The organism is Sodalis praecaptivus (assembly GCF_000517425.1).
Taxonomy (GTDB): Bacteria; Pseudomonadota; Gammaproteobacteria; order Enterobacterales; family Enterobacteriaceae; genus Sodalis_A; species Sodalis_A praecaptivus.
The window spans coordinates 1,704,056-1,722,345 of record NZ_CP006569.1 but is presented as its reverse complement, the minus strand read 5'-3'; the positions used below and the strand labels follow the sequence as shown (position 1 = coordinate 1,722,345).

Sequence of the window (18,290 nt, the reverse complement as noted above, 5' to 3'; positions counted from 1 at the left end):
CATTCGCCTTCGGGTCACCGGACGGTCATGATGCCTCTCATGATGAACGCTTTGCGGTAAAATGCAATAAAATCCACAAACGCAACCAAACGCACATCACGGCTATGCCCATGAGGGCAAGTTTGTCATAATGGTCGCGGTCCCCTACGCACCGGCGTCCGGTTGGATTGCGCAGGTCATGGCGCGGGCCGCCATCGGTTTAAGGTTGACTATGCTTCAGGAAACCCGTCTACATCGGATAAGCGCGCTGCTGGCGACGCTCGATCGCGTGACCACCGGCCGCATCAGTGAAGCGCTGGGTATTTCCCGCGAGACCGCGCGGCGGGATATCATCGCGCTGGAGGCGCTCGGCGTGTTGCGCCGGGTACACGGCGGCGCGGTGGCGGTCAAACCAACATCCGAGCCGCCACTGGCGGTGCGCAGCGCGGTGCGCGCTAGGGAAAAACGCGCCATCGCCCGCGCCGCGGCGCGACTGATGCAGCCAGGGCAAACGGTTTTTCTCGACGCCGGCAGCACCACCACGATGCTGGCGGAAGAGTTGAGCGCCATGGCCGGTTTAACCATTTTCACCAACAGTCTGGATGCCGCGCGCAAGCTGGCGGCGGCCAGCGAGCAGACGCCCGGGGCACATCAGGTGATCGTGATAGGCGGTGAACTTGCCCCCGGCGGCCATGCGCTAATCGGCGCCGCCGCGATCGCCAACATTTATCGCTACCGGGCGGATTTCGCCATGCTCTCCCCGGTCGGTATCGACGCTAACGACGGCGCCAGCAGCTATGATCATCAGGAAGCCGAAGTGGCGCGGGCAATGACCCAGCGCGCGGCCAGACTGGTGATCCTGGCGGACCACGGCAAGCTCGGCGTGACCAGCCGCGCGGTTTACGCCCCGCCCGCCGATATCGCGCTGCTGATAACGGATAAAGCCGCGCTGCAACAGCCGGCATACCAAGCGTTGAGTCGGGTCTTGAACGAGGCCATAATCGCCGAATAAACGTCATCGCGCGCCTCGGCGCCCGGTTTAGCGCCGGCGGACCGGCGCGCGGTGACGCTCACCGAGCCGGAGGCACAGCCCATGAACAGCCGCAAACGGGATTTCCCCACCGAAAAGGCGCGTCAATACCTGGAGCCAGGCCCTATTGTGCTGCTCTCCTCGCACCGGCGCGGGCAAAACAATATCATGACGTTAGGTTGGCATACGATGTTGGAATTTTCGCCATCGCTACTCGGCTGCGTCATTGCCGCCGGCAATCACAGTTTCTCCCTGGTGCGGGACAGCGGCGAGTGCGTCATTAATCTGCCCACCACCGACTTGACCGATAAGGTCGTGGCGATAGGCAATACCAGCGGCGCCAGCGTCGATAAATTTCGTGAAAATGGCCTGACGCCGGTCAAGGCAACGAAGGTCAGCGCGCCGCTGATTGCCGAATGTCACGCCAACTTCGAGTGTCGCCTCTACGATGACCAACTGGTGGACCGCTACAACTTCTTTATTTTCGAGATAGTCAAAGCCCATGTCGCCGCGCGGCCGCGGCATCCGCAAACGCTGCACTATACCGGCGAGGGGGTGTTTATGGTGGCAGGCGACATCATCAGCCGGCGCGGCCAATTCAAACCCGAGATGCTGTAGCGATATCCTGTGGTGCACGGCATGCGGCGTCGGCGCAAGGCAGGTATGACAGCCGGCGCCCGCGCTATCCCTCATTCACGCGATAAACTGCGCTGGTAGCTTTGAAGGCGTACGCTGCCGCGGCGCGCCGGTCAGGGCGCCCACGGCGCTCGGGTGGTCTCTCCTTCCTCCAACGTCGGTTGCCATAACACTTGCAGCTCTGTCGCCGGCGTGCCGGCCATCAAAGCGCGGGTCATCACGGCTATCTGTCTACCCACCTCGGCGCGCGTCGCCTGCACCACCGCCGTCACGTGGCACGGGATCACTGTGTCCACCGGCAGGCCGTCATAGACGATAAGAGACACACGCGCCAGCAGCCCCGCCTGTTGCAGCGCGTTGGCCGCGCCGTCGCCCAGCGCATCGCAGTCGGTAATGATCGCGGTCGGCGGCGCGGGCAACGCCAGTAGTTCACGGGTGGCCAGAAAGCCGGCCCGGCGATTGGCCTCTACCCGGCGCTGATACTCCGCCGGGCACGGCAGCCCGGCCTGGCGCATCGCCGCCAGGTAGCCCTCGAGCCGCTGCTGAACGTACATCTGGCGGTTACTGCTGCCCAGCCAGGCGATACGCCGGTGCCCCAGCCGTGCCAAATGTTCCACCGCGAGCACGCCGCCCTGGTAATTGTCGAAATCGAACCAGGCATGCTGGCTCGCTTGACCGCTGCGCCCCAGCGCCAAAAACGGCAGAGCATGTTGCCGCAGGTGGCTCAACCGCTCGTCTTGCTCAAGGGTATGCGCCACGATAAGCGCATCCACTCGCTGACTTTCGATAAGCCGGATATAGGCCGGCGGCTGCGTCTCGCATTTGTCGGACACCAAGAGCAGATCGATATTGCCGTGCGCCAGCTCGCAGCTAATGGAGCCTATCATTTCCAGAAAGGCGGCATTATTCAATACCCGCGGCTGTAGCGGATACACCAACCCCACCGCCTCGGTCCTCCCCATCTTCAGCCGCCTGGCGAGCGCGTTGGGTCGGTATTCCAAGCGGTTCGCTTCCGCCAGCACCCGCTCGCGCGTGGTGGCAGAGACATCGCTATAACCGTTAATAGCGCGGCTGACGGTGGTGACGGATAACCCGAGCGTTTTGGCAATGGCTTTCAGCGACATGGCGTTCCGTAAGGGTGAACGGAGATAAGAACGTCAATCTAAAAGATTTCCATAACAAACGCTAGCCGCGGCGCCGACCAATTTAAGCGCGCGCGCATTCGCGGCACGAGAGCGTCGGGCAAAGGGTATAACTTTTAACCAGATCACAATTCCGAAACGTTTCCGCTACATCCGAAACGTTTCGGTTCTATCTTTTACACACCTTTTTATCACGTCAAGTCGTCACCTTTTCGAGGTCGTCATCATGCAGGTACCGCTTCAGGTTAGCCATTTGCGTAATGGCGCGTTCTGGCTATTTGCCCTGTTTCTGTTCGGCTATTTTTTTATCATGGCGGCTTATTACCCTTTTTTTCCCTTGTGGCTGCTCGACATCAATCAGTTAAGTAAATCCGATACGGGTCTGGTCTTCGGCAGCATTGCCCTGTTTGCACTGGCGTTCCAACCGATTATGGGGCCCCTTTCGGATAAATTAGGGCTGCGCAAAACGCTCATCGCCATCATCGTGGGCTTGCTGGTGTTATCCGCACCGTTTTTTATTTATGTTTTCAGCCCGCTGCTGCACAAGAATATCAAACTCGGGGCGCTGGTCGGCGGCGCCTATTTGGGCTTTGTCTTTACCGGCGGATCGCACGCTTTAGAAGCCTATGTGGAAAAAGTCAGTCGCCACTGTGGATTCGAGTATGGCAAGGCACGGCTCTTCGGTTGTTTGGGTTGGGCGCTGTGCGCATCGGTGGTCGGCCTGTTGTTCAGCGTTAATTGCCAATGGGTGTTCTGGCTGGCGTCGGGTTGTGCGCTGATCCTGGTGGTGCTGCTTTGGCTTGCCAGGCCGGATCATGCCCCGGCCGGGGTCAACCCTGCGCCGACGCCCTCCCACCCTACTCCAGCGTTTAGCCTGAAAACCGCCGCCGATCTGCTGAAAAAGCCAGACGCTTGGTGGTTCATGCTTTATATAATCGGCGTCCCCTGCGTCTATGATGTTTTCGATCAGCAGTTCGCCAACTTTTTTACCTCGTTTTTCACCACGCACCAGCGCGGCACGCAAATTTTCGGTTTTGTCACCACCGGCGGCGAAGTGCTTAACGCCCTGATTATGTTTTTTACCCCGTTTATTATCGGCAAAATCGGCAGTAAAAATGCCCTATTGCTGGCGGGCGGGATTATGGCGTTTCGTATCATTGGCTCAGCCTTCGCCACGAGCGCTGTCGAAGTTATCCTCCTGAAGATGCTGCATATGTTTGAGGTCCCCTTTTTATTGGTGGGATCATTTAAATATATTACCCGCGTGTTTGAGGTGCGTTTCTCGGCCACCGTTTATCTTATCGGCTTCTGTTTTAGTAAACAGCTGTCGATGATCTTCATGTCCTATTTCGCCGGCCGTCTGTACGATCTTATCGGTTTTCGATCCACCTACCTGATATTGGGGGGCGTGGTGTTGACCTTTACCCTTATCGCCGCCTTTTCTCTCAACGGCCGTTCCGCCGCTACCGAGGCGTCTGGCCGCCACCGCGTTCACTAAGGAGCCCGTTATGGAAAAGTCGCTGGTCCAATTGCAAAGCCCCCGCGTGACGGTCATCATCCGTTGCCTGCCGTTTCCGGAATTAATTTACTGGGGGCGCTCACTCGCCCACGGCGATGCAGCGATGGTCGCGGCGCTGGATCGCCCGATACCCAATAGCCGCATCGACGAGGACGCCCCTGTGTCGCTGAGTCCTGAGAACGGGCGTGGCCTCTTTAGCGTGCCGGGGCTGGAAGGCCACCGCCAGGGCCAGGACTGGTCGCCGGTGTTCACGACGCGGACCTATCAACACACAGGCCAAACGCTGACGCTAGTTTGCGAGGATCCCCACGCCCGACTGACGCTGCGCATCGAATTGACCTTGTGCAAACAAACCGGCGTGCTGCGCACTCGCCAGCTGCTGACCAACGGCGGCGAGGAAGACTACTGGGTTAATCGCCTTGCGGTCACCTTGACCTTACCCGATCGCGCCCGCGAGGTGATGGCGTTCCACGGGCGCTGGATAAGCGAATTCCGCCGCCATCGTCTGAACCTGGCGCACGGCGGCTTTGTACAGGAAAACCGCCGCGGACGGACCTCCCATGAATACTTTCCGGCCCTGGTGATAGGCCAGCCGGGTTTTAGCGAACAGCAAGGCGAGCTCTGGGGCCTGCATTTGGCCTGGAGCGGCAATCACCGCCTGCGGGCGGATTGTAAAAGCGACGGACGCCGGCAGGTGCAGGCCGAAGCGCTCTATTTCCCGGGCGAAATCGTTCTGGCGCCCGATGAATCCCTCAGCACACCCTGGGTCTACGCCACGTGGTCGGGAGAGGGTCTTAACGGTATGAGCGCGGCCTTTCATCGCTACTTGCGCCAATCGCGCCTCCCGGCGGCGGTGGCGACGCCACGCCCGGTGCATCTCAATACCTGGGAGGGGATCTATTTCGATCATCAGCCGGACTATATTGAACAAATGGCGCAACGGGCGGCAGCGCTGGGCGTAGAGCGATTCATTATCGATGATGGCTGGTTTCGCGGCCGCAACAGCGACACGACGGCGCTGGGGGATTGGTATACCGACCCGGAAAAATACCCGCAGGGCCTGACGCCGGTCATCGACGCGGTCAAGCGCACCGGTATGCAGTTCGGCATTTGGGTAGAGCCGGAAATGATAAGCCAGGACTCGTTGTTGTTCCGCAAACACCCGGACTGGGTGCTGGGACTGGCGTCCTATCCCCGGCCGCTCGGACGGAATCAATGGGTGCTGGATTTGTGCAACGAAGCGGTGTATCGCTACCTGTTGGCGCGCCTGAGTTGGCTTTTGGGCGAGCACGATATCCGCTATGTAAAATGGGACTTCAACCGCGAGGTGGTGCAGCCCGCCCATGGCGGACAGGCCAGCATGACCCGTCAGACCCGGCAGATGTATCGCCTGTTTGATGAGTTGAACCAGCGTTTTGGGCAGGTGGAGTTTGAATCCTGCGCCTCGGGCGGCGGGCGGATGGACTACGCCATGCTGAAACGCTGCTGCCGTTTTTGGCCCTCAGACAGCAATGATGCGCTGGACCGACAACAGATTCAGCGCGGCGCCAGCTATTTCTTTCCCCCCGAGGTGCTCGGCACGCATATCGGCGATTCACCGTGTCATGCCACCGGCCGGCGACACACGTTGCAGTTCCGCGCCCTGACCGCACTGTTTGGCCATATGGGCATTGAACTTGATCCGGTGCGGGCCGACGCCGAACAGCAGGCCGGCTTTGCCCACTATATCGCGCTGTATAAACAGCTGCGCCCGCTACTGCATCACGGTCGTGCGTTCCGTATTGATGCAGAGCAGCCGGGGCAGCTGATTCACGGGGTGGTAGCGGAAGACGCCTCGACAGCGGTAGTGCTGATAAGCCAGCCGACATTGCCGGAATATGCGTTGTGTGGGCAACTGCGCGTTCCCGGGCTGACCCCCGCGCGCCGGTATCGGGTTAAGGTCTGGGATAAGCCCGACAGCCTATGCCAACCGCGCAACAGCGCGATGAAACGCTATCCCGCCTGGCTAACGCAGACCCTGACCCTCAGCGGCGAATGGCTCGGCGAAGTCGGCCTGGCGATGCCGGTGCTGGAGCCCGAATCCGCCCTGCTGCTGGGATTTATCGCTGAATAGCCGCCGGCGCCGCCCGACCCTGCGTTGTTTCGCTGTGCTGGGTCGGCAGGCGCGGTCTGTTATCGCGCAGAGACGAATATGATCGACGTTGAGCGTTACCGGCGATATGATGTGGCCGCTCCGGCATGTCAGTCACCCGACGCCGCCACATCGGCCCGGCTGAGGACGTTCGCACTCATTTGGTGCTTTGGCACCAGAATGGTGAAAATGCCGCACCGCATTATCGCAACAGCGCGCAGCGTTAATGCCTGCGGGACCGATATGCCCGTTGAGAACCTGATTAATCACGCTTAATCGGGTTTTTTTCTGTCCTGCGCCGGTGTCCGAAGAGTGGCATAACGATTGCTTGGGCAGTGCAGACATCTTCTCAGAGATTAAAAACACATGTTGGAAAAACTATTTAAATTGACGGCCCACCGCACCACGGTACGTACCGAGATTGTCGCGGGCCTGACGACCTTTTTGGCAATGGCTTATATCTTGTTTGTCAACCCGACTATCCTCAGCGCCACCGGTATGGACAAAGGCTCGGTGTTTGTTGCGACCTGTCTTGCGGCGGCAATCGGCTCTATGTTGATGGGGTTTATCGCCAACTACCCGATCGCCCTGGCACCCGGCATGGGGCTGAACGCCTTTTTCACCTACACCGTGGTGTTGCATATGGGGTATACCTGGCAAATCGCGCTGGGTGCGGTGTTCCTGTCGGCGTTAATTTTCTTTGCGCTGTCGATCTTTAAAATCCGCGAATGGATCATCACCAGCATTCCCCTGCCGCTGCGTTCGGGTATTGCCGCCGGTATCGGTTTATTCCTGGCTATCATCGCGCTACAGGGCGCCGGCATCGTGGTGGATAATCCGGCGACGCTGGTCGGCCTGGGCGATCTCACCCGGCCGGGACCGCTGTTTGCCATGCTGGGCTTCATTGTTATCGTGGTGCTGGAAGCGCGGCGCGTGCCGGGCGCGGTGTTAATCGGTATTCTGGCGATTACTTTTCTGTCCATCGCGGTGGGCATCAGCCCGTTTGCCGGCGTCGTCTCCATGCCGCCGTCAATCGCCCCGACCTTCCTGCAACTGGACATCCGCGGCGCTTTGGATATCTCGCTGGTGAGCGTCATTTTCGCCTTCCTGTTTGTGGACGTGTTTGATAACTCCGGCACGCTTATCGGCGTGACCAAACGCGCAGGGCTGGCGGATGAACAGGGCAATATCCCTAAAATGGGCAAAGCGCTGGTGGCCGACAGCGCCGCGGCGCTTTTTGGCTCGCTGTTGGGTACCTCCACCACCACCAGCTATGTCGAATCCGCCGCGGGCGTCAGCGCCGGCGGCCGCACGGGTCTTACGGCGATCGTTGTCGGTATCCTGTTCCTGCTCAGCCTGTTTTTCGCGCCGCTGGCCTCAAGCGTCCCCGCGTTCGCTACCGCGCCGGCGCTGCTGTTTGTGGCGGTGCTAATGACCTCCGGGCTGGCGGAAATAGACTGGAGAGATATCACCGTGTCGGCCCCGGTCACCGTTACCGCTCTGACCATGCCGCTGACCTACTCGATTGCCAACGGCATCGCCTTCGGTTTCATTACCTGGACGCTGGTAAAACTGCTGACCGGTCGTTATCGCGATCTGAACGTGGCGCTGATTGTGCTGTCGATTCTGTTTGTCATCAAGCTGGGCTGGCTCAGCGCCTAATGCCGTTTACGGACCGCCCGGCGATCGCCGGCGCGGCCCGTTCACCGCCAATACCCCCGCGGTTGCCGCGACGTCCTTTCCCCCTTTCAAAGACCGCTACGGGCCGCATTACCCGGGCCAAGACTGCATGCTAAACGAGGTCCGCTGCGCGGATAAGCGACGCCTGCGGCGGCATAGCCCGCTATCGCGGCAACCGGTGCCGCGGGTCAGCGTCGCATTCAATGATGATAAGACGCCACGCGGCCATGATCTGGCGCCGGCCCCCGGCGAAGTTTAGAGCGGCGCGGGTTTGACTGCCGCCAGCCCCGCCGCATAATCCGGCGTAGACATGGCCCACAGATAAAACGACGCGATGCTGCCATAGGGGGCGTAGCGGCGGCGATACCGCTCGAATCGATCCCGCGGCAGCGTTTTGTGGCGATAAAGATGCATCATGCCGCGCCGGATGGCTAAATCTCCCCAGCTCAGCACATCAGGCCTGCCCAGGGAGAAAATCATCAACATCTCCGCCGTCCAGACGCCAATGCCCGGCAGGCGGGATAAGGTGGCGATCACCTGCTCATCGCTGGCCTGATGAATGGCGCTCAAATCCAGCTCGCCGCTCATGGCGGCACTGGCGGCGCCCTTGATATATAACGCCTTTTTCATCGACATTCCGCAGCCTTGGATCGCCTGCGCCGGCAGCGCTTCCAGCCGTTGCGGCGTCACCGAGCCGGCCAACGCCAGGAGACGGGCGTTGACCGTCAGGCCCGCCTTGGTGGATATTTGCTGGTCGACAATATTTCTGACCAGCGCGGCAAACAAATCCGGCATCATCCCCCGCCGGAGTATGCCAAAATGTGCAATGGCCTGCGCCATGCGCTTATCCCGCCTGGCCAGCCAATCGGTTTCTTTGCTGCCGTACTCGAAAAACATTGCCGTCATGATCCCCTCGCGCTCACGTCATGGCAGTAGATGCCGCGATAATCATATCATTTTGTTAATAGTGATATTATTCATTTACTATGTCAGGGTTAGACGGCGCGTGGCCTGGCTACCGCCGGCATTTTTGACAAGAGGACGTTTTATGAAACCACGCAAGGTCATGATCATCGGTACCGGCAATGTCGGCGCGTCCGCCGCCTATGCTCTGTTGAACCAGCAAATCGGCGAAGAACTGATTCTGGTGGACATCAATCAGGCGCGGCTGGAAGGCCAGCGCAAAGATCTGGCCGACGCGGCGGCCTATATGCCAAGCCGGGTGACGGTCAGCAGCCGCAGCGCGGCGGATTGCGCCGATGTCGATATCGCCGTCATTACCGTGTCAGGAGGCAGTCTGAAACCGGGCCAGACCCGGCTGGATGAGCTGGACGCCACCGCCGGCATCGTCGGGCAGATTGTGCCGCAAATGATGGCGGGCGGCTTTAACGGTATTTTCCTCATCGCCACCAATCCCTGCGATATTATTACCTATCAGGTATGGAAACTGTCGGGATTGCCCCGCCATCGCGTCCTGGGCACCGGCGTTTGGCTGGATACCACCCGGCTGCGCCGCCTGTTGGCGGAGCAGTTGGATATCGCGCCGCAAAGTATCGACGCGTTTATTGTGGGGGAACATGGCGACAGTCAATTTCCGGTCTGGTCCCATTGCGCGGTATACGGTATGCCCCTGGAGGAATTCAGCCGCGGCAAGAACGGTCAAACGCTGGATTTCGCCGCGCTGGCGGAACGTACCCGCAAAACCGGCTTCGACATTTATGCCCAGAAGGGCTGCACGGAATATGGCGTCGCCGGCACCATCGCCGAGATTTGCCGCAACCTGCTAACCGGCAGTCACCGCGCCCTAACGGTCTCCTGCGTACTGGATGGCGAATACGGCCAGCGCGGTCTGGCCATCGGCGTACCGGCGGTGATGTCGCAAGACGGCGTAGCGCAAATTATCGAGCTGGATTTCACGCCGCAGGAGCGGCGCCAATTTGAGACATCCGCGGCGGTCATTGAGCAACACATCCGGCGGCTGGCGGTGAAGCACCATTGAGCTGCGGCCAACGGCGGCCGGCCTCCGCACGCCGGCCGTTACCTGCGGACCGCTTTCGGCGCAGCGTCACTCGCCCCTAAGCCGGGGCCGTCATGGCCGTCATGGCCGTCAACCTTTACAGCGTACCGGGAAAACCTCTTGGCAATAATAATGCCGTGGCGGGCGGTTTTATATTAACGCCAAGGTTGAGAATTAATTCGACACGCCGTTTTAATTTTCTTTAATTGGCCGAGTTGATTTGAGTAACTGCCTGATTTCGCGTTTTAGTATTTTTTTCATATGGCTGAAAAAAATTATCTTCTTCTGCTTTATCCGACAATACAGCTTTTGACAGCATACGCTGACGAGGGTGAATTTTGCCCGAGGCCAGCCGGTGGCCTGCCCATTGCCCTGCGAAGCGTTCGGTATCGGAGAATAGATCGGATCCGCTGCGGACAGCATCGCCCCCGTTGCCGCCGCACCGTGATCAAGGGCGCGGTGCGGTGCGGTCGGGAGGGCTTCGGCCGTATCACATACCCCTCCCCCTTTTTTTTCCGCAGGGGAAAATGTGCCAGGCAATTTGCCTAACCAATAGAGTAATACCACCAATAAAAATATTAATACAACCGGACGTAATATTATACCGGGATCATATTTATATACGGTCATGAGAGAACTTATCCGCCTTGAACCCAGGCCGCCGCTGACGCCCTTTTTTACCGGTAAAAATCCTGTCAGGCTCAGAAACTTCCATTTGCCCCGGTCATCAATACAAAAAATAGTAATGAGATTCATAATAAATCAATAATTTAATTCAGTGGCTTAGTCCCATTATTCTCTGCCCTGACGCCTGGGTAGTGATTAAACTAACAGGCAAGGTGATAATGCTATCATCATTTTCGCCGCGGCGTTATTTTATTTATCTGCATCAGCTATATATATTTAATGATCAACAATTAATAATCATAATATGTCATAAGCTATATTTTCAGAAAAAAAAGGCCGGGGAAACCCCGGCCAGCGCGCGCTTTCTCAGCATTCTATGCGGCAGGCGCCGCGGTTAGGGCTGCCTATCGGCAACGGAATTGAGGGCTTTGACTTCCCCAATCGCCTTCAGTTTTTTCGACAGCTCGCGCCGCTCTTTCGACAACTCGGCGTTTTTAATGATGTAGTCATCGACGCGATCTTCGTAATCGGTACGCATATTGCTAATAATCGCCTGGATTTCTTCAATGGACATACCCGATTTGATGTAGTCGCTCAGGTTGTCCAGCAGCAGCACGCGCTTCTGGTTGTCGCGGATTTTCTTCTCATTGTCGGCAATCTCGCGCTGCAGCTTGTTCTTGCGGCGAAACATGCGCACGAATTCCAGGACATCGTGGAATGAAGGCTTAATGTGATCCATTTCAGTTTCCTTGCTTAGCTGATACGTTAAATTCTTTGCAATGCTGCGTGTTAACAGAGTAGCAGCTATGCACCACTTTGGCATGCTCCCATTCTACCCGCTTTTTGGCGCTGGCAAAAATCTGCACGCGCGCGCGGCTCGGCGCGCTCCCTCTGGCGCGCGACCGCGGTTAGGGCATTGGCCGGCGTAACGCGATACATAGAAGCTGCGCCAGCTCTTCGAGCTGTTGCGCCAGTTTCAGACTCAGCCATACATAGCCGTAGATAGGCGCCTCGATCTGATGACGCTGATTGATACTTTCCCGCATTTGATGCAGCTCCGCCGCGATGGAGGCCAACTCCTCGCTGTTGGCGACGATAGGCTCTGGATTTCCCTCGCGTAGCGCTTCCGCCAGCGTCGCCAGCGTTCGCAGGGTCCTGATTTGCGTATGGCGCAAAGACGTGGCGTTCAGCAACAGAAAATGACTCTCGCGCGATGCCCACCACGCCTCGATTTGCAGCTCCAGGACGCAGACCATATTGCGGCTCAGCGTTTGAATGGATTCCATTACCGGTTTCGGCAAGCCGGTTTCCTTGCTTGCCGGCGTCAGCAGCGCGCGAATTTTGACGACATCATTCAGCACGGTCTTCAGCCGGCCTTCCAGCCGCGGCCGCTCTATGACGTTGGGGGAGATATAGGCCGCGTAAATTTTACTGATGGCCAGCAGGCTAAAGCGCATTTGCATGCGCCAATGGATAAACGCCCGCTGCGGGTAGATGCTGGTAAACAGCAACGCCAGCAGCGACCCTATTACCACATCCCCGCTGCGCCACAGGGCGGTGCGCATATCGCCCGCGCCCGCGCCGCATACCACGGCCAGCGTGATGCCGATCAAAAGCGCCATATAAGGGCGTTTGCCCAGAGTGAGATAGCCGCAGATAAACATCACCAAACCGCACCAGGCCAGCATCACCGGCAAGGAAAACAGTTCAAGACGCAGGGCGATAAGCCCCGACGCCGCGCCGAAAACCGTGCCGGCAATGCGCTGTAGCGCCCGCTGTAATACATTGCCCCAAAATGAGATAGGCCCCATGACCACGACCAGAGTAATCAGCGGCCATGTGCCTTCCGGCAACGCCAGCAGGCGCACGATCAGGAAGGTAAGCACAAACGCCAGGCTGATACGCAGGCCATGGGCGAGACGGTAATGCTGGTAGATACGGTATTCAAGAGGAGAGATTTTTTTGTCGAGACGCACGCCGGAGTAACCAGGAACCAGGGAAAGGTCTATTTTAGTCAATTTAAATACCATTGACATCAATAATCACGAAATCATTTATCAAACTAATTATAGTGCCAACCTATTCACCTATCAGCCTATGTACCCATCCGCCTATCCATCTACACACCTGCGGGACGGAAGCCGCCGGGTCGGAAAGGAGTGACCCGCCGGCGGGATCCGCCTTAACCCGCAGCGCGACAGGGGAAAACCGCTGTAGAGATGATAGCCTGCCACAGGCAGGCGCCACCGTGGGACGGTAACCTTTAATCGCGGGAACGGTAGCCTGCAACAGCCTGAGGCCGCCGTGTTAACCGCGGCCTGCAACAGCGGGGGCGACGGCCTACGACAAACTGGCACCGCAATGGGAAGCAAAGGTTGCGCCGGGTGGCCAAAAGCACAGCGCCAACGCGCCGTCAAACGTCTTTTGCGCGGCGTTCGGCCACCAAGCAAGGCGGCCGCGCTGAGAAAGTGAAGAGGATAACGGTTGGGCGGTGGGATGGGTACGGTTAGACGGTGGGATGAGTACGGGCAAAAGTAACGTGTCTGCTGGCACCGGTTATGCCCTTTAATGATAAAAAGCCCATCGCTGTTAACAACGACCACGATGATGCCGTTTTCTCTCTGGGGAAAAATAACTTTAACGTAAACAGCCATTGTCAAAAGGTCGCCAAGTCAGTTTAATAATAGCCTCTCCCGCGATAAAAATCTTTATCGTTTCATGGGGAACCGTCATTGCCCGGCGGATGGGCTATCATCTTCATCTTTTCACCTTGTCTATTTTAATCGTCGCTTTTCAGGATTGTTATTTGATATTCAACTGCGGTTTAAGTCGGTATGTTTATGATGTCGACCTGTAAGCCGTATTTCCGGCATAGGACATTTCATTTTGGTTTAAGTTGTTATGCACCCCATACATAAATTACGGAATAGAATCTTAATGACCCGCTATATTGCTTGGCGGGGGGTATTTATTATCTGTTTATTATTTTGGATTATTGTTGTTGCTCTTATCCTCCGCTGGCTGGCCTGAAATCAAGCACTTATTTGCAAAGCGCCGCGGTAACCCGTACCCTTAATGGATATCATCAGGCTTTTCTTTAGCACTCGGCCGCGGCTATTAATATCGGCTCAATTCCGCTCTCTATCCGATGTCGCCTCCTGTATCGACAGGGTCTGATTCCCCGTCGGTAGCGCGGCGCAGTCGGCATCGCAGTAGTGGTTCCGTTACGCGGACGGGCCTTAATCGATCTCGCCCATCATTTTGACCAGCGGGCTGCCCGATTCCGGCAGCGCGGCGGCGGCATGGGGTGCTTGCGGCGCACTGTTGCGCCAGATTTCCCGGATCAGCAGCCGCACGGGCCCCAGCGTGACGCTGGGTTGTTCGATTCCGCGTGCTGTCACCGCCAGGTGTATCTGTACGGTACTGGACAGCGTTGCCGCTCCCCCCGTCTCCAGCGGCGTGATATCACAGCGGGAACGGGGGCCATAGCGCACAATAGGCCAGCTCAGCGTCGCGTCGATATTGACGCCCTCCTCCGAACTCACCTCAAAGCTTACCGTCGGCTTCGCCAACTGTAACCACAACCCCTGGTAACATATCCGGTCGGGCTGGCCGCCATCGAATGGCGACAAAATGCGCTGCCCCAACGCCTGCACGATGCCCGCAGGATTAAGCAAGCGGGTAACGGCCAATAACCCCAGCGCATTGCCTTGCACCAGCGCGGACAATCGCGCCAGCGCGTCGTCACAGTTTGGGGCGACCTTGGCGCCGCCGGCGCCTTGCCAGGCGCTGTGCCACGCCCGCACGCCCTTTTGCACCCACAGCCGCAGCTCATGCTCCGCCGGGCGGATGACCAGCGTCATACCCTCATCCCACGCCCGGTCGAAACCGGGATCCACCGCCCATTTGCCGCGCATGACCGGATGTTTTACCGGCAGCGGGAAGCCGCAGTGTTTATCAAGGGGACGTTTATCTGCCGGCGCGATTTCCCGCGCTAAAGTGGCGGTCACCGCGGTGATTTCATCCGGCAGGCCGGCGGTGGCGGTAATTTCCGCGTCCGGCAAACGGCCGATGAACGCCAAGAGAGTGTCCCGCTGCTGGCGGAAAGCCTGGCCGACCGACGTCGGCAGCGTGGCCAACGACGTCTCAAGCGCCGGCAAACGGCCGCTCACATAGGCTTTCAGCACCAAACGGGTCAGCGCCGCCGGCGTCATGTCGGCGGTGGCTTTGATCGTGCAGGGGAAGCCTTGGACAAACAGAGTCCCGATATCGCTCGCCGCCGGCTGGATGCCCAGACGCTGATAGAGGAGGCCCTTTTGTCGATACAGCGAACGGAATAAGTCTCCCCCCGACGCGATAAGCCAGGCGCTGACGGGCGGGCTCAACGGACTATGATCGTCAGGCGCCAGCAACCGGCGTAAATACCAGGCGGCCGCATGATGGCCATAAAACGTGGGCGGATACTTGCCATTATCCAGTATTGCCCGCTTTAACGCCGACATTAACGGCGCGGTGAGCAGGCGCCCGCCGACCACCCCCGCCAACGCATTGCGCAGTCCCATTCTGAGCACCGCCTCGCCGTTCTCCTGGCGGCTCAACGCCGTTAGAACCCGTTCCAAGGGATGATCCGCCACCTCCGGCGGCAGCAGCTCGGTGAGGGAGGCGGCCACCGTCTGGAGCCAAGGTTGACAGTCGCGGGACGCCAGCAGACGCCGCACGAAATTCGCCGCGCCATCTTTAAATTGCTGGTGGGTTTCAGCCAACAAGGCCGAGCGACCGAACGCGACCAGCTCGGCGTCGTAATCTCTAAACGTGGGGGTTTGGTGTAGTGCAGCGCCGCCCAGATGCATCATGTCGGCAACCAAGCGAGAAGCCAGGCGATCTCGGTTCATGCTACCGCGCGAGATACGGCTCGCCAACGTATCCAGCCAAGTCGCCTTATCCAGTAGGGCATAGGTGGCGGTGCGCAGAACAAAACCGGCGCGGGAGACAGGTTCCATACTTACCTCGGTGCAAAGTGGTTTGCCGGCCGCGGAGCGCCACCTTGAGCACCAAGATGGCAAGCGATATCCGGCAAGGTTTTGAGCCAGTAATGGGATTGGTCGATCAGATTCTCGATATTTTCCAGCGCGCTTTGCGCGCTGTTGTAAGCTAAATCCATCAGGAAAAACAGGATAATACGCTGGCCGCCCACATCATAACCAAACCAACAGCGGTGCGTGGCAATACCAAATAGCTGTACCTGTAACAAAGAGGCGAAAAACTCCCCCGACAATTCACCGGTGATTGCCATGACCGGCGAGAAAATATAGACGCAGCCATTATGATGCTCCAACGTCACCCGGATATGCTTATCGAATTCCAACGTGCAACCCCCGCTGTCAATCGCTTCGTCGAGATTTAAATGGGTTTCCACAGAGAGCACCTGTAATAATTGTTCAAACGTCATCACTATCACCCTTTATTTAGCAGCGGACACGGGCATCTCGCGTCCAAATCGGTTGAAGAACAGGTAATATTCCGTTTTTATGCTGACGCGTTGTTTTATTTCCTGCGGTTCCTTCCGGGCGCACTGTAGTTATCGTGCTCCGGCCAGCACCCGTCCCGCTCTGGGACCTAAGCTACCGAAGACCGTCTATTAACTATAAAGTAAATGCCCGGGGATGAAGCTGGCGCCGGCATAAATCGGGTTAATGTAAGTTGTCCTGCGGGTGAATCCACCCGGTACGCCGCGACAACAGACTGATTAAATTAAAATCGCGGGGAAAACATTGTCCGATGGCCTCGCAAAAGGTAATACGGGCCTCTCTGTGCTGTTAAGCCCTCCCTCCCGGCGTACCGACAGAAGTTAATCCCTACAGCGAGAAGCTGGGCGACTGCGGGACGCGAGTCAACGTTTCAGCCATCACCAAAGATGCGTTACCATGACGGAAGATCACGGTGATAACCGCCTTGCCCCCCGTCGATGGTAGCCCTGGTGACCGGGTCCGGGAGGCGCAATGATCTCAACATCAACACCACGCGACAGGGAACCCCGTGTACATACTGGACGTCTTAAACATGACCGATGAAGGAAGCCACTACCCTAAAAGGAGGGGACCACGCCATGGCTAATCCGTTAGCACAGCCCACATTTCTGGTCCACGATTATGAAACGTTCGGTAAACACCCCGCCCTAGACCGTCCGGCGCAGTTCGCAGGTATTCGCGCCGATAGCCAGTTCGAGACCTTAGGCGAGCCGGAAGTGTTTTTTTGCCGCCCGGCCGACGATTATCTACCGGAGCCGGAGGCGGTGCTCATTACCGGGATCACGCCTCAGCAGGCGTTGCGTGACGGTGTCACCGAAGCGGAATTTGCCCGTCGTATCCACCAATTATTTAGCGTGCCCGCTACCTGCATACTGGGTTATAACAATGTGCGCTTCGACGATGAAGTCAGCCGCAACCTGTTTTACCGCAACTTTTACGATCCTTACGGCTGGAGCTGGCAGCAGGGGAATTCCCGCTGGGACCTACTGGATGTCGTGCGCGCCTGCTACGCCCTGCGTCCCGACGGCATTGAATGGCCGTTGAATGACCAGGGTCTGCCCAGCTTTCGCCTGGAGCATTTGACCCGCGCCAACGGGATTGAACATGCCAATGCCCATGACGCCATGGCCGATGTCTACGCGACCCTGGCGATGGCCAAATTGCTGCGCCAGGCGCAGCCGAAGCTGTTTGAATATCTTTACCGCCACCGCGGCAAGCATCAGTTAAAGACGCTGGTGGACATTGCCACAATGAAACCGCTGGTCCATGTGTCTGGTATGTTCGGCGCCGCCCGGGGCAATACCGCCTGGATTGCGCCCCTGGCCTGGCATCCCGATAACCCCAACGCCCTCATCGTCTGCGATCTCAGCGGCGATTTGCAGGTGTTTGAGGATCTGGACAGCGATGCGTTGCGCACCCGGCTGTACACGCGGCGCGACGCGCTGGGGGAAGATGCCGCGGTACCGCTCAAACTGGTACATCTCAATAAATGCCCGGTGCTGGCGCCCGCCAACACCCTGCGGCCGCTGGATGCTGAACGGCTTGGCATCCAGCGCCAGCGCTGTCTCGATAACCTTACCTGGCTGCGGCGCCGTCCGGAAGTCAGGGAAAAAGTGGTGGCGCTGTTTGCCGAAAGCGCGCCCTTTCCTCCTTCGGACGACGTGGATGCGCAGTTGTATGACGGTTTTTTTAGCGATGCCGATCGCGCCGCGATGAATATTATCCAAGCCACCGCCCCGGAAAACCTGCCGGCGTTGGATATCAGCTTTGTCGACTCGCGTCTTAAGCCGCTGCTGTTTCGCTACCGCGCGCGCAATTTCCCCCACACCTTGGATCACGATGAGCAGTTACGCTGGCTGGAGCACCGCAAGACCCGCTTTACCGAGCCGCGGCTGGCGGCCTATGTACAGCAATTGGAGACGCTGTATCAGGCCCATGAAGGGGATGAGCGAAAAGCGCGGCTGCTGCGCGCGCTGTTTGACTATTTGCAAACGTTGTAAC

14 protein-coding genes are annotated in these 18,290 nt (G+C 58.2%); 7 read left to right on the top strand and 7 right to left on the bottom strand.

What is annotated here, in order from left to right:
* The first annotated feature begins 211 nt into the window (after nucleotides 1–211).
* Together SANT_RS07590 and SANT_RS07585 are read left to right on the top strand one after the other, a co-directional pair.
* Entirely contained in the window at nucleotides 212–991 is a 780-nt protein-coding gene (locus SANT_RS07590) for a DeoR/GlpR family DNA-binding transcription regulator (protein WP_025421695.1), read from the top strand.
* Between the two features lie 81 nt (nucleotides 992–1,072).
* Nucleotides 1,073–1,627, top strand: coding sequence for a flavin reductase family protein (locus tag SANT_RS07585; protein WP_025421694.1), 555 nt, complete (start codon nucleotides 1,073–1,075; stop codon nucleotides 1,625–1,627).
* 131 nt (nucleotides 1,628–1,758) lie between these two features.
* Here the strand turns inward: SANT_RS07585 and SANT_RS07580 are convergent, their stop codons facing one another.
* On the bottom strand, nucleotides 1,759–2,769 hold the full coding sequence (locus SANT_RS07580) for a LacI family DNA-binding transcriptional regulator (RefSeq protein WP_025421693.1): 1,011 nt from the start codon (nucleotides 2,767–2,769) through the stop codon (nucleotides 1,759–1,761).
* Nucleotides 2,770–3,013: 244 nt separating this feature from the next.
* Between SANT_RS07580 and SANT_RS07575 the strand changes: the two genes are divergently transcribed.
* From SANT_RS07575 to SANT_RS07560, 3 genes are all read left to right on the top strand, one after another.
* Entirely contained in the window at nucleotides 3,014–4,285 is a 1,272-nt protein-coding gene (locus SANT_RS07575) for an MFS transporter (RefSeq protein WP_051440131.1), read from the top strand.
* Between the two features lie 10 nt (nucleotides 4,286–4,295).
* Complete coding sequence (locus SANT_RS07570) at nucleotides 4,296–6,419, top strand: alpha-galactosidase (protein ID WP_025421691.1); 2,124 nt, start codon at nucleotides 4,296–4,298, stop codon at nucleotides 6,417–6,419.
* Between the two features lie 384 nt (nucleotides 6,420–6,803).
* On the top strand, nucleotides 6,804–8,099 hold the full coding sequence (locus tag SANT_RS07560) for an NCS2 family permease (protein ID WP_025421689.1): 1,296 nt from the start codon (nucleotides 6,804–6,806) through the stop codon (nucleotides 8,097–8,099).
* A gap of 273 nt (nucleotides 8,100–8,372) precedes the next feature.
* Here SANT_RS07560 and SANT_RS07550 read toward each other — a convergent pair whose 3' ends face one another.
* Nucleotides 8,373–9,014: a DNA-3-methyladenine glycosylase family protein gene (locus SANT_RS07550; protein ID WP_025421687.1), complete on the bottom strand. Its 642-nt coding sequence runs from the start codon at nucleotides 9,012–9,014 to the stop codon at nucleotides 8,373–8,375.
* A gap of 151 nt (nucleotides 9,015–9,165) precedes the next feature.
* On the opposite strand from SANT_RS07550, the gene SANT_RS07545 reads away from it, so the two are divergent.
* Nucleotides 9,166–10,116, top strand: a complete 951-nt coding sequence (locus SANT_RS07545; protein ID WP_025421686.1) for an L-lactate dehydrogenase — start codon at nucleotides 9,166–9,168, stop codon at nucleotides 10,114–10,116.
* A gap of 210 nt (nucleotides 10,117–10,326) precedes the next feature.
* Here SANT_RS07545 and SANT_RS07540 read toward each other — a convergent pair whose 3' ends face one another.
* From SANT_RS07540 to SANT_RS07515, 5 genes are all read right to left on the bottom strand, one after another.
* On the bottom strand, nucleotides 10,327–10,890 hold the full coding sequence (locus SANT_RS07540; protein WP_025421685.1) for a hypothetical protein: 564 nt from the start codon (nucleotides 10,888–10,890) through the stop codon (nucleotides 10,327–10,329).
* A 265-nt stretch (nucleotides 10,891–11,155) separates the two neighbouring features.
* On the bottom strand, nucleotides 11,156–11,500 hold the full coding sequence (tmaR, locus tag SANT_RS07530) for a PTS system regulator TmaR (RefSeq protein WP_025421683.1): 345 nt from the start codon (nucleotides 11,498–11,500) through the stop codon (nucleotides 11,156–11,158).
* 169 nt (nucleotides 11,501–11,669) lie between these two features.
* Entirely contained in the window at nucleotides 11,670–12,737 is a 1,068-nt protein-coding gene (locus SANT_RS07525; protein ID WP_025421682.1) for an FUSC family protein, read from the bottom strand.
* A gap of 1,263 nt (nucleotides 12,738–14,000) precedes the next feature.
* Nucleotides 14,001–15,761 (bottom strand): hypothetical protein, encoded by a 1,761-nt coding sequence (locus SANT_RS07520; protein WP_025421681.1) that lies wholly within the window; start codon nucleotides 15,759–15,761, stop codon nucleotides 14,001–14,003.
* Between the two features lie 2 nt (nucleotides 15,762–15,763).
* On the bottom strand, nucleotides 15,764–16,210 hold the full coding sequence (locus SANT_RS07515) for a type III secretion system chaperone (RefSeq protein ID WP_025421680.1): 447 nt from the start codon (nucleotides 16,208–16,210) through the stop codon (nucleotides 15,764–15,766).
* A 657-nt stretch (nucleotides 16,211–16,867) separates the two neighbouring features.
* Between SANT_RS07515 and sbcB the strand changes: the two genes are divergently transcribed.
* Complete coding sequence (gene sbcB / locus SANT_RS07510) at nucleotides 16,868–18,289, top strand: exodeoxyribonuclease I (protein ID WP_025421679.1); 1,422 nt, start codon at nucleotides 16,868–16,870, stop codon at nucleotides 18,287–18,289.
* The last annotated feature ends 1 nt before the right edge of the window (nucleotide 18,290 follow it).